Source organism: Streptomyces sp. NPDC001544 (assembly GCF_042894285.1).
GTDB lineage: Bacteria > Actinomycetota > Actinomycetes > Streptomycetales > Streptomycetaceae > Streptomyces.
Genome location: NZ_JBIAVN010000014.1, coordinates 1 through 12,312 on the forward strand (window position 1 = coordinate 1; position 12,312 = coordinate 12,312).

Annotated in this window: 6 protein-coding genes and 3 pseudogenes; 4 read left to right on the forward strand and 5 right to left on the reverse strand. The window is 68.6% G+C overall.

The features are described from left to right. Positions 1-94 precede the first annotated feature (94 nt). Positions 95-608: pseudogene (locus tag ACFY0F_RS28815) on the reverse strand (DinB family protein). A gap of 1,588 nt (positions 609-2,196) precedes the next feature. Between ACFY0F_RS28815 and ACFY0F_RS28820 the strand changes: the two are divergent. Continuing rightward, the gene (locus ACFY0F_RS28820) at positions 2,197-2,586 is read left to right on the forward strand and encodes a hypothetical protein (RefSeq protein ID WP_388800414.1); all 390 of its coding nucleotides are present in this window, start codon (positions 2,197-2,199) and stop codon (positions 2,584-2,586) included. A gap of 53 nt (positions 2,587-2,639) precedes the next feature. On the opposite strand, the pseudogene ACFY0F_RS28825 reads toward ACFY0F_RS28820, so the two are convergent. Together ACFY0F_RS28825 and ACFY0F_RS28830 are read right to left on the reverse strand one after the other, a co-directional pair. Next, positions 2,640-3,023, reverse strand: a pseudogene (locus tag ACFY0F_RS28825) (transposase family protein); the annotation flags it as partial. Positions 3,024-3,326: 303 nt separating this feature from the next. Then, entirely contained in the window at positions 3,327-4,064 is a 738-nt protein-coding gene (locus ACFY0F_RS28830) for an SDR family NAD(P)-dependent oxidoreductase (protein ID WP_388800417.1), read from the reverse strand. 83 nt (positions 4,065-4,147) lie between these two features. Here ACFY0F_RS28830 and ACFY0F_RS28835 point away from each other — a divergent pair, with 83 nt between their 5' ends. Together ACFY0F_RS28835 and ACFY0F_RS28840 are read left to right on the forward strand one after the other, a co-directional pair. Continuing rightward, a complete protein-coding gene (locus tag ACFY0F_RS28835; RefSeq protein ID WP_388800420.1) occupies positions 4,148-4,789 on the forward strand; it encodes a TetR/AcrR family transcriptional regulator in 642 nt (213 codons plus the stop codon). A 71-nt stretch (positions 4,790-4,860) separates the two neighbouring features. Further along, positions 4,861-6,090 carry an IS701 family transposase gene (locus tag ACFY0F_RS28840; protein ID WP_388800423.1) on the forward strand — a complete coding sequence of 410 codons (1,230 nt, stop codon included), beginning with the start codon at positions 4,861-4,863 and terminating at the stop codon, positions 6,088-6,090. 139 nt (positions 6,091-6,229) lie between these two features. On the opposite strand, the pseudogene ACFY0F_RS28845 reads toward ACFY0F_RS28840, so the two are convergent. Continuing rightward, positions 6,230-7,091, reverse strand: a pseudogene (locus ACFY0F_RS28845) (IS5 family transposase). Between the two features lie 376 nt (positions 7,092-7,467). After that, on the reverse strand, positions 7,468-11,151 hold the full coding sequence (locus ACFY0F_RS28850) for a DNA-binding protein (protein ID WP_388800426.1): 3,684 nt from the start codon (positions 11,149-11,151) through the stop codon (positions 7,468-7,470). Positions 11,152-11,560: 409 nt separating this feature from the next. Between ACFY0F_RS28850 and ACFY0F_RS28855 the strand changes: the two genes are divergently transcribed. Next, complete coding sequence (locus ACFY0F_RS28855) at positions 11,561-12,091, forward strand: peptidoglycan-binding protein (protein ID WP_388800431.1); 531 nt, start codon at positions 11,561-11,563, stop codon at positions 12,089-12,091. Positions 12,092-12,312 lie beyond the last annotated feature (221 nt).

A 12,312-nucleotide genomic window follows, 5' to 3' on the forward strand; every position in this document is an offset into this window, starting at 1 on the left:
ACCCGCTGGAACAGCTCCCACAACTCGTCCGGCACCAGCCGCTCAATGATCCCCACCACAGCCGACAGCCTACTCAGCCAAATGAGATGACCTCTTAGTAGTACCCCTTCACCTCGTCGAGCAGCTCCCGCACGATGTCCGCGTGTCCCGCATGCCGCCCAGTCTCCTCGACGAGGTGGATGAGCATCCAACGGAGGTTGGCACTGCCAGCGCGGAAGTCAGGGTGGCGGCCAACGTCTTCCAGGGAGGCCGCGGCCACGATCGTTGCTGCGGGCACACTGGGCCTCGTACTGCACGAGCAGCTGCTTCAGCGGAACGCCATCGGTCCGCCAGTCGGCGCCCTCGTCCGTCTCGTCAAAGGACGGGTTCTGTGTCTTGTCGCCGCCGAGGAAAACCACCTCCAACCAGGTGTGCTCGACCCACCGCATGTGGCTGATCAGCCCGGCCATCGTCATCGCCGGCGAGGTCGGGATTACGGAACGGTGCGCGTCGGCCTCGCTCAGACCATCGCACTTCCATCGCAGGATCTGCCGCTGGAGGTCCAGCCAGCCGATGAGCGCGGTGCGCTCATCGGCCTGCAAGGGGGGACGCTCAAGTGAAGGTGCCATGCCTGCACGTTACGCGGTCACAAGATCCGCCGGACAGACCCTAGTCCCCCTCGCATCCAAGACTCCCCGCACCTTGGATACCCCGCCTCAGCAGCAGATACAAGAACGGTCCCAGGTTTGCACCCAGGCGACCGACCACAGTTATCCATGTGATCGCCAGCCCCAACCCGAGAGGAAGGGCGCCGACCGCACTCTCGTCCTTTTCACCTTCTTTCGCAGAGGCCTCGGGACTGCTCCCTAAGAGCCAAGCCCCGGGAATCCGGTGAAAAAGTCCGACGTCCGACTTCAGTCGCAAAAGTACACAGCCAAGGAGTCGGAACGTGATCACTCTAGTCAACGATTCAGAGAAGAGAACGGAAGGTACGAAATGAGCCTCTCCCTCCGATTTTCGACGGCTGCGGCTGTCGGAGTCCTGGTCATGGCGTGTCCGGCGGCAGTCTCAGCTTCCGCAGCTCCAGCGCCGGCGACGTCACACGCCGTCGCGGCAGGCGGCACCGCGCCTGCCTGCATCGAAAGGAACGCGTACAATATTCCGGATGGTGGAACTCAGGTATATCTGAGGAACCTCTGCGGCAAGACCATGCGCGTGAAGGTGATTGTCAAGTACGGAGACGACAGCGGTTGTAAGACGATGAGGAAGAACACGGGATGGTTCTACGAATCGTGGTTCGGTCGCTATCAGCGCACCGTCGTCTGCTGACGCGATGACTGCGAGGACCGCCTGTTACAGCAGACGAACGGTGCGAACATGACTGCGTGACCGGTAGAGGACGGCGGCCTACCTGAACGGCTGGTTCGATGCCCGTCGAGGTCGCCGACCCGGACACCGAGCACCGCATGCGCCCCCACCACGCCCGCGCCGCGAGGGGCGGCCCTCTTTGCGGCATCTCGTGGTGCGGCGCAGGAAGACCATCGGGGCCGGTGAACCAGCGCACGCTGATTCACCGGCCGACGCCGGGCGCCGGCCGAGGAGTCAGTGGCGGTGCTCGCCGCGGTGCTCAGTGCCGCCTGTCCGCAGTTGCGGCCCTCTGGCGCAGCGCCGCAAGGGCACGCGGTGCGGGCCAGTGCGCGAGGGCGACTGGCGCGCACCGCATGAACGCGTCCCTGTTCAGATGACTCCGAGGAGTCCGTTGCCCCCAGGAGAGTGTTGCCCTTCTGCGTGAAGCCGACCGACGGGGCGGTGATCATGCGGCCCTTGGCGGTGGGGCCGGTAGTGCCGCCCGGGAGGCCCCAGACGGCGCCGGTGGCGCTGTTCTTCTCCGCGGCGCTGATGAAGAGTTCGGTTTGCCGTCCTTGTTGATGTCGCCGACGGCGACGGTGGTGCCGAATGAGTCCTCGCCCTCGCCGACTCCGGGGATGCCGATGGCGTCCTCATTCCAATCAAGGCTCCGCCCGCTGAACTTGACGTTGTGCCGCCCTGCAGCGGCGCCGGTGCGGGGAGTGGCCGTTGCCTTCCGAGGGGAGGCGACGCCGCCCCCGCACTGACGAAATCGCCACCTGCGCCAACCGCGTCAGGTAGCACCCAGCTACTCCGAAAGGCAAACTCATGCGACCGAACGTAAGGACGACAGCACACGTCAGCCGACGTATGGCTCTGCTCGCAGGAACCACTGCGGTGGCCGTCGGCGGGCTCACTGTCACGGCGCCGGCCGCCCAGGCATCTGGCACCTACCTCGGCGACGCGTACGTGGCGCAGGTGTCCGGCTGCAAGGCCTGGATGAACGGCCTCGACTGGACCTCCGCTTCCGGCGGTTACTACCAGAAGACCCAGGCGATGCTGGAGTCGTGGGGGCCCGACTGCCGGATGGACTACGTGCGTACTGGCCCCACGGCAGCAGACGGATTCGACGATAAGCGCTACCAGGACGGTCCCGGCACTCTGTCCACCAACCCCTACTGGGACGGCCCTGGGTACCGCACCTGGGTCTGCGTGGTCAATCTTGACCGAGGCACTTCGAACTGCGGCGAGAAGTACTGAATCGTCCGCCTCTTCCGCGACATGTCCGCCCGGTATCAACATGCTGATTTGATCTAGATGAGGCTGTTCGCGAGGAACGCGGTGATGTCGGCGGGCGTCCGGAATCTGGCTGTGGAGGGTGGAATGGTGTAGCCACGCTCGGCCAGGAGGGGCTGGACTTGGTGAACGGCCCTGGTGAGGGTGCTGGCGTTGACTCCGAAGAGCTGGGCGAGCAGGTCTCCGGTGCCGAGTTTGCGCTGGTAGAGCACGGTGACCAGGACTCTGTCGGCGGTGGTCAGCTTGTCCTTGGCCCCGGCGCCACGAGCACGGATGCGCTCGCCTCCTCGCTGCCGGAGCCGTCCTTGCTCGCGTAACTCGTCCAGATCCTGGGTCAGTTGGTTGATGAGTTCGTCCAGCGCCGGTTCGGGCATGCCGGTCAGCTCCGGGTTGCGCAGAGACCCGATGCAGGGCTGCGGGGACGTGCGGCCGGCCGAACCACTTCCGCTGCCGGGGAGACTTAGGGCACGTCGTTTGGATCACCCCGGCGTCGCAGCCTGGCACGCGCATCCGCGGCGTTGTCGTCGGTTTCCCCACCCTCGGCTTCGCTCGAGCGGAGAGGGCCCCATCGCTCCGGGTCGCCACCCTCCTCCGCCTTGCATCTGCACGCACCAAGTCCCGCCCGGTCGGCGACATGGCGCCGTAGGCCGGGCCCGACTGATCCGAACGACAGGCCCCAGGCGGAGACCCGCACCCACCGCGGCTCAGGCGCGGGTGTATCCGCCGTCGGCGAAGAGCTCGGCGCCGGTGACGAACGACGAGGCGTCCGAGGCCAGGAAGAGGGCGGCCTCGGCGATCTCCCCTGCGTCGGCCAGCCGCCCCAGGGGCACCACGGCCTCGGCGAACCGGTCGGCGTCCGGCCCCGCGGCGCGCAGCAGCGCAGGGGTCCGCGTGGGCCCCGGGCTGAGGACGTTGACCCGGAAGCGGCGCTCCCGTGACTGCCGGGCCCAGTTGTGCACGAGGTTGCTCAACGCCGCCTTCGATGCGCTGTAGACCTCGAGCTGTTCGTTGGGCCGCACGCTGTTGCTCGAGCCGATGACCAGGACGGAGGCGTTCTCGGCCAGCAGCGGGAGCGCCTTTTGCACGGTGAACAACGGGCCCTTGACGTTCACGGCGAGTGTCAGGTCTACGTTCGCCTCCGTGTGGGCGCCGAGCGCGGCGTCCGCGACGATCCCCGCGTTGGCCACCAGCACGTCGATCCGTCCGGCCTCCTCCCGCACGCGTGCGTACAGCGCGTCGAGGTCGGCCACGACCGAGACATCCGAGCGCACGCCGGTGGCCGCGGGGCCCAGCTCCCCGACCGCCGCGTCCAGGCGGTCGGCGTCCCGGCCGGTCACGAAGACCCGTGCGCCCTCCCGGACGAAGCGGTGGGCAATGGCCAGCCCGATGCCGCTGGTCCCTCCCGTGATCACGGCCACCTTCTCCTGCAGCACGCCTGCCATGGGAACCCCTTCGGTTGTGGAATGGATCGTCCACAACGTAGGCAGTAATGGACGATCGAGTCAAGAATGGCTAGGCTGAGCCCATGGCGAGACCACGCGCGTTCGACGAGCGCCACGTTCTGGAGCGGGCCAGGGAACAGTTCTGGGCGACCGGCTACGCGGGAACCCGGATGGACGACGTCTCCAGAGTGACCGGCCTGGGCAAGGGCAGCTTGTACGGCGCGTTCGGCGACAAGGCCGAGCTGTTCCACCGGGTGTTCGACGACTGGTGCACCGCGGTCGTCGAGGTGGCCCGGGAGCGGCTGACGGGAGGTCCGGACGCGGAGGCCCTGGACCGGCTGTCGGGATACGTGCACCTCATGGCGGAGAACACCGCCTCCGACACCGAGCGCCGCGGGTGCCTGCTGGCCAAGGGCGCGGCGGAACTGGCCCACCAGGACCCGACGGTCGCCGAACGGTCGGCCGAGGCCATGCAGGCGCTACTGAACCTGCTGCGCACGGAGATCAGCGCCGCCCAGCGCCACGGCGACATCGACCGCGACGCGGATCCGCAGCGGCTGGCGACACTATTGCTGACGGTGGTCCGCGGTGTCGAGGCGGTGGGCAAGGCCGGCCTGGCCCCGGAGACACTGCGGACCGTCGCGGACACCGCACTGGAGCTCCTGCCCCTGACCGGGAGGCGGCAACACCGCGCAACCGGGCGCGGTCCGAGCGACGAGAACTAGTGACCTGAAGCAGACCTAGTAGTGCTTCGTTACGTTGGGTGATCTCGGCTGGTGGTGGGCATTGTCCTGGTATGAGGCTGGGGGAGGTGGAACGGCTCCGGGGTGAGTTATCGGAGTTCGTTGCTGATGTGTTCGCTTCGGTGCCGCGGCGGGATCAGCGGCGGTGGGGTGAGTGTTATCTGCGGGGTCTGATGCTGGACGGCCGGCGCAAGTCGATCCAGCCGATGGCCGACCGGCTGCCGGACGGGAACATGCAGGCCCTGCAGCAGTTCGTGAACCAGTCGCCGTGGGATCCGCTGCCGGTGCGGCGGCGGATCGCCCAGCGGTTGTGCCAGGTTGTCCGGCCCGAGGTGTGGGTGGTCGACGATGTGTCGTTCCCCAAGTGCGGCACCGCCTCGGTGGGGGTGGCCCGCCAGTACTGCGGAGCGTTGGGCAAGCGGGCCAACTGCCAGGTCGCGGTCAGCGTGCACGCGGCCACCGACACCGCATCGTGCCCATTGGAGTGGGAGCTGTTCCTGCCCGAGGAATGGGCGCACGACAACCGGCGGCGGCAGCGGGCCGGGATACCCCAGGAGGTCGGGCATGCCTCCAAGACGCATCTGGCTCTGGGACTGCTGGACCGGCTGGCCGCACAGGGACTCAAGGTGCCGGTGATCGTGGCCGATGCCGGCTACGGCCGCGGCGTCTCCTTCCGGCTCGCGCTGGAAGAGCGCGGCTGGACCTACGTCATGGCCGTCGATCCCAAGGAGATCGCACGGCCGGTCACCGCCGAGCCGTATCAGCCCGCCTATGGCGGGCTCGGACCGCCCACCCTGCCCCGTTATCGCGAGGCACCCCGTTCGCTGCCCGGCCTCGTTGCCGAGGCCGCCGTCTTCGAGAGGGGCACCTGGCGTCAGGGCAGCAAGTCCGCGATGACCTCGAACTTCGCCGTGCTCCAGGTCAGGCCGTCAGGCAAGGAAGCCACCCGCACCGCCCAGGAACAGGCCGGAGGACCCCGTCGCTGGGACGGCGTGCTGCCGCCTCGGACCCTGCTGGTCGAACGGCCCGAAGAAGCCGACGAGCCGACCGGCTACTGGATGACCAACCTGCCCGCCGGCACCCCGATCGCCGACCTGGTGCGGTGGGCGAAGATGCGCTGGCGGAACGAGCACGACTACCGCGAGCTCAAGCACGGCCTGGGCCTGGACCACTTCGAGGGCCGCACCTGGCGCGGCTGGCACCACCACGTCACCCTCGTCACCGCCGCACAGGCCTTCCTCACCCTCCGGCGGCTCGACCCAAAAGCCCAAGCGCCGGCCTGACCCTCTACCAGGTCCTCGACGCCCTTCAGGACCTGCTGAGGTGCTGGACCGGCACCTGCACCACCTGCGGCCGACCACTCACCACACGCAGAACCAGAGCCAGAACCTAACGAAGCACTACTAGGCAGTTTCGTTTGGATCATCGGGCGGACCAGAGGAAGATGCCCGCGATGTGGAGTCCGGCCAGGTAGATGGTGGCGGTCTTCTCGTAGCGGGTAGCGATGCCTCGCCACTGCTTGAGGCGGTTGATGCACCGCTCGACGGTGTTGCGCTGCTTGTAGGTCTCGCGGTTGAACGCTGGTGGCCTGCCGCCTCGGCTGCCCCGACGGAGCCGGTGGCTGCGCTGGTCTGCGGGGACGGGGATCACAGCCCGGATGCCGCGCTTGCGCAGGTGCTCGCGGATCGCGCGGGAGGAGTACGCCTTGTCGGCCAGGACCAAGTCCGGCCTGGTGCGAGGTCGGCCTCGCGGACGGGGAACGCGGAGGCGGGCCATGACCTCGGTGAAGGCAGGCGCATCACCGGCTTGTCCGGCGGTGAGAACGAACGCGAGGGGTCGGCAGCGGGCATCGGCGGCGAGGTGGATCTTGTGGTCAGTCCGCCGCGGGAGCGGCCGATGGCGTGGTCGCCGGGTTCGCCGGCCGGGGCCCTTATTTGCGGGCTCCGGCCGCGTGCTGGTGGGCCCGCACGATCGTGGAGTCGACCGAGACGGCCCAGTTGAGGTCCTCTTCCGCGACGGCCTGGGCCACCAGGGCGGTGAACACCCGCTCCCAGGTGCCGTCGACGGCCCACATCCGCAGCCGGTTGTAGCCCCCTCGCCAATTGCCGTACTTCTCCGGCAGGTGGACCCACTGCGTGCCGGTCTGGAACTTGTAGGCGATCGCATCGATCACTTCACGATGGTCACGCCAGCGGCCACCCCGCTTCGGTGTCCGGTTCGGGAGTAACGGCTCGATCCGCGCCCACTGCGCATCAGTCAACGGCACACCCGGACCAACGACCAACTGATCCAAACGAAACTGCCGAGTGCTGATCAGCTGCGCGCTGCCAGAGCCTAGGTGAAGGGTCCCGGAGCAGGGCGTTTTCTCGTGGTAGACGGCTCCTGGGATGCGGGCCGCGGAACGGGTCAGCAGCTCGACGACCTGATCGTGTTCAGTGTCGGAGCGGGCGTCCAAGATGAGCCGGTCCGGGCGCGTGGCGTGGCCAGTGGCCCAGGCAGGACTGAGGTCAAGGCGGTACCACAGGCCGGCGCCGCGACCCTCTGGACCGGCAGTGCCGTCCAGACGGCGCCCGGGGTGCCGTACTGCGGGGGGCGAGGTGGAGTTTGGAGTGCAGAGCAACCATGAGCTGGAAGCCGATCGAACGGATGGATGCTCCCGCTCAACAGGTGTGGCGGTAGGGGATGTTCGGGAGGTAAGTCTTCCAGTCGCGTTTCGAGAGGCCAGAGCCGGAGCGTTTGCAGACCTGGGCGGCTAGGTGCGCGGACGTTAGGTCGTACTTCTGTACGGGGACGTTCGTGCCGGAAGCGTACAGCGTGCCGTCATCGGCGCCGAACGACAGGGCGAGCACTGGGTCTCCCGGGGTCGGCAGAGCGGAGCCGAGGAGTCGTTGGGACGCAACGTCCCAGAGCTGCACGGAACCGGCAGCGCCCGCCACCGCCAGGGTACGGCCGTCGTGGGAGAAGGCCAGGGCGGACACTTGGCCGGTGGTGTCCTTCCCAGCGTCGGACAAGGAGCCGTCCAGCACGCCGAGGCGCGTTCGCGACGCCCCGTCCCAGAGGGTGACCCGTCCCGTGGTGTCGCCGACAGCCAGACGGGTGCTGTCGGGACTGAAGACCGCAACGCTGATCTGCTCGTCACCGAGTACTCGGGGTTCCATGCGTCCTCTGCTCAGGTCCCCGACGAAGCCGTCCTGCGTCACCAGACCGTCCCCGTCGGGGCGCAGGGACACCCGTATGTCGGCCCACACGTCGGCCGCACCGGCAGAGCGGCTGCTGCGTACCGTTTTCACGCGCTTGTTCTGGCGCAGGTCCCACACTTCCACCGTCGCCCGGAACGCCGACCGGTATACCAGCAGGGTACGGGCATGGGGCGTGAGGGTGAGCCCGTTGACGGCGAAGGAGCCGTCGTGGTCGGGCGGGATGTCCACCGTGGCCCGCACACGGCCGGTCCTGACGTCCCAGACCGTGATACGCGTCCCGTCCGGTGTCTCCTTCCCGTGGCCCATCCGTCTCTGGCTGCGCGCAAGGTATCTGCCGTCAGCGCTGAGTGCCACGAGGTCGGTGCACGCGTCCTCGGGCTCGGCACCCTCGCGCGTGCAAGGGTCTGCCGCGGGTTCGAAGACCACTCTGCCGTTGCGGGTGTCCACGACCGGTATCCGCTGCCTCTTGTCCGCCTCGACAACACGGGCCAGGACCTTGCCGTCCCCCGAGAGTTCCGCCTGGTACGCCGTCTGCTTCGCCCACCGGTTCGTTGTCACCCTGCCGAGGGCCAGCGAGCGGACGACGGTCCCGACGGCGTTGAGGTAGCGCGCGGCTCCTGCGGCGCTGTCGAGGGCGACATCACTCCAGTCCTCGACCGTCAGCCGCTGCCTCAGCACGGGCATGTCCGGGTATGCGACCCGCCACACGAGGAGTCGACCGGGTCCCGTGGCTACGAGGAACCTGCCGTCGGATCCGAGCCGCACCCGGGTCAACCCGTCCGCTTTGAGGAACGGTGTGCTGCGCCTGGCGCGTAGATCCAACCCGCGGATTCCGTGAGCGGTGACGACCCAGAGGGATCTGCTGTCGGGAGTGAAGGCAAGCGAATGGTCGGCGCAGCCACCGGTACGCACCTTTGCGGCCCAGGGCGCGTCGGTCTTTCGGTGGTGCGCGAGATCCCAGATCTCCACATGCGTCGTTCCGCACCAGGCGAGCCATCGGCCGTCGGGACTGACGTCCATCTCGGACTCGCTGTCCTTGGGCAGGGGGATGGGCGGAAGCCGGCGTCCGCTGCGCAGGTCTAGGACGTGGATGTCGCCGTCGATCACGTCCACGGCTGCCAGGGGTCGCTCGCCGAGGACAACGTCGGGGTCCATCGCCTCGACGTTAGCGAGTGTCCTCGTCACCCGCGCGGACCGCACGTCCCACAGCTTGATGCCGTCCTCCAGCGTCGGCAGGGCGAGGGTGCGGCCGTCCGGGCCGACCACTGGCGTAGTGCCGTCGGCCATCAGCTTCCCTGGGCCGGGTGCGGAGAGCGTGAGCCGTCGCGTGTGCAGATCCCAGATCCGGAGCCGGTTCGCCGTGACGGACACCACGGATCTGCCGTCCGCCGTCAGTCGGCGCGTCTCGTTGCTGGAGCCATCGAAGCCGGCGTCTGCCCCCGGCACCGGGAACACGTCCTGCTCCCTTTGTGCCATCGCCCCGATCAGCGCCGACCGTGTCTCCGTCGTATCGGCCAGCCGCCATGCGGCCACGCTGAGACGCATCGCGGTGACCGGGTCGGAGAACCGCATGCTGTCGGCGACCGCGGCGGTGCGGCGGGCCTCTGACTCCACGCGGCGGCGGTCGCTGGTGCGGTTCTGCTGCCAGGCCACGGCCGCGGCGACGAGGGCGAGCACCACCAGGACCGTGAGGGTGCCGACCAGTCCGCGCCTGCGGCGGCGCTCACCCTGACGCACGGCACTGCTCGCGTTGAGGAACGCCCGTTCCAACGGGGTGAGCGAGGCCCCGGACAGCTGCTCTTCGGCTGCGTCGAGCCGGGTGCCGCGGTACAGGGCTCCCGGGTCGCGGCCGAGTTCGTCCCAGGTGCGGGCCGCTTCGGTCAGCCGCCGGTGCACCCTCAGCTGTTCACGTTTTTCATCGATCCAGCCGGACAGTCGCGGCCAGGCGATGATCAGCGCCTCGTGGGAGAGGTCGACGGTGTCCTGGTCGAGGGTGATCAGCCGAGCGCGGGCCAGCCGGTCCAGGACCAGGGAGACGTCCGCCGCGTCAACAGGGGTGTGCACGGCGCTCGTCGGACCGGGTGCGAAGTCGAGTTCGGAGCGGTCGACGGGGCGGCGGGTGTCCTGTGATCCCTCGCCGGGGGTGATCAGCCGCAGCAGGACGAGGCGGGCGAGCTGGGCGTGCTCGGCGGAGAGCCCAGCGTAGATGTCCTCGGCGGTCTGGGCGATGGCACCGTGGACGCAGCCAGCGGCCTCGTACGCCTCCTCCGCCAGCACACGGCCACGGCGGCGCCGCCAGGTCTCGCGCAAGACGTGGGACATCAGCGGCAGGGCCCCGGCTTCCCCTTCGACCTCGTTGAGAATGCGCGTCGTCAGTCCGCGTTCCACGATCAGCCTGGCGGCCTGTGCGGGTTTGACGATGGCCTGGCGTAGTTCGTCCCTGCTCATAGGGCCGACGAGCACGGTGCCGTCCTGCAGAGCGGCGGTCAGGGCAAGGTGTTCAGCGCAGCGGCCGAGGAAGTCGGCTCGTACGGCGATGACGACACGCAGTCTGCTCCCAGGATCGGTGGCGGCCAGGAGGCGGTCGATGAACTGGTCGCGCTCGGCCGGGTCGTGGCACAGGGTGTAGAGCTCTTCGAACTGGTCCACGATCAGCCACGTGTCCCCGTCGCCGTCCTTCGGGGTCAGACGCTGCTCATGGGTGCGCAAGGGGTGCTCGCCAGGGGTGACGACCCGCAGGGCGGCCGGCTGGGGGGTGGCCTGATCGGGGTTGCGGAGGCGGGGGATGAGGCCGGCACGCAGTAGAGAGGACTTGCCGCTGCCCGACGGGCCGAACACGGCGGTGAACCGGCGGGCACGGGTCAGCTCGACCAGGCGGTCGGTGAGCTCGTCGCGGCCGAAGAACAGATCGGCGTCACCCGGCTCGAAACGGGCCAGACCACGGTACGGAGGCTCGACGTTCTCATCCTCGGTTCGGGGTTCCGCCGCTGCTTCAGCGGCCGCCTGCCGCCAACGCTCCTCCCACTCCTGCGGATCACCGCCGCACGCCCCCGCATAGGCCAGCACCGCGGGGAGGGTCGGCAACCGCTCACCCGCGGCCGCCTGCGACAGCGTGCTCGCTCCCTGGCCAGTGCGCTGCGCCATCGACCGGTACGTCGGACTCCCGGCCTCCGTCCGCAGCTTGCGTAACTCGGCAGCGAACCGCTGAACCGGCCCAGCGTTTGGATCCAACGGGCTTTCGGGACGTCCCGCCATGGACGACTCACCTCCCCCGTCGCGCTTCCCCCGTGGACGCGGCGCGATCGCCCGCACGCTACGCACGTTCGCGGCGGGAGTGCAACAGCAGGCGTCTTCTTTGGTCACCGTCGCAAGGTCGGGGGCGTGACCTGCAGCGGCGCCATTGATCAGGGCGGCAGAGATGGCTGCCCATTCAATTCCCGGCCCGCTGAACTCGATGACGTAAGGCCTCGCAGTGAGCGGCGCGGCACCGGGCCTGCTGGTCGTCGCGCCGCTCGCCGCGAGGCAGTCCGAATCACGACAAAGGAGCAGCACTGTGGCTTCTCGTATGATGCGCGGCAAGCTGATCGCATGTTCGATCGGCGCGTTGGCCGCGACGGCCTTGGCGCTGAGCGCTTCCCCGGCCTCCGCAAGCGGTACCTACAGCGGTCGGGCCTACGTCTACGGCGCCGGCGCCTTCTCGAACGACTGGAACGACGAGGGCATCCTGTCGACGGGCGTCAACACGGTTTCCAACGCCACCTGCCTGTGGCAGAAGATCCTTTGGGCGGACGGCAACCTCACCTCCGCCTCGGACATCGACGGTGTCTTCGGCTCCCAGACCAAGGCCGCCACCAAGGCGTGGCAGAGCGACTGGGAGGCCAGCCCCGACGGGGTGGTCGGAGAGGAGACCTTCGGCAAGGCAGGCGAGTGGCTGCAGGACACGGACGGCGACGGAGCCGTCGACACATACATCGGAGCCGTCCATTCGATCAGCGTCAGCCGGGACGACCAGGGCCGCTACCACTTCTACGACGGTGACGGCAACGGACGGATCGCCGGCTACGACTACCGCACCTGCAGCTGACCCCTGCACGCCCCTCGTGCGGCCCCGCGGCCGCACGAGGGTGACAGGCCGGCATGTGCCGCTCTGAGCCTCGTCCGCTGATGCGCAGGGCATCGCGAGCCGGGGCGGCGAGTTCCTGCCCGCCAGACCGCACGAGGCGCGGCCGATGTCTTACGGGGGTACGCATCGGCCGCGCCACGGTCCTCCTGCCGCTCACAGCCGTTCACGAAAGGCATCCAACC

What these genes read in the sequence shown, in the direction of transcription:
- ACFY0F_RS28820 (WP_388800414.1), top strand. Translation starts at nt 2,197, where the DNA reads ATGGCTCTGCTCGCAGGAACCACTGCGGTGGCCGTCGGCGGGCTCACT.
- ACFY0F_RS28830 (WP_388800417.1), bottom strand. Translation starts at nt 4,064, where the DNA reads ATGGCAGGCGTGCTGCAGGAGAAGGTGGCCGTGATCACGGGAGGGACC.
- ACFY0F_RS28835 (WP_388800420.1), top strand. Translation starts at nt 4,148, where the DNA reads ATGGCGAGACCACGCGCGTTCGACGAGCGCCACGTTCTGGAGCGGGCC.
- ACFY0F_RS28840 (WP_388800423.1), top strand. Translation starts at nt 4,861, where the DNA reads ATGAGGCTGGGGGAGGTGGAACGGCTCCGGGGTGAGTTATCGGAGTTC.
- ACFY0F_RS28850 (WP_388800426.1), bottom strand. Translation starts at nt 11,151, where the DNA reads ATGGCGCAGCGCACTGGCCAGGGAGCGAGCACGCTGTCGCAGGCGGCC.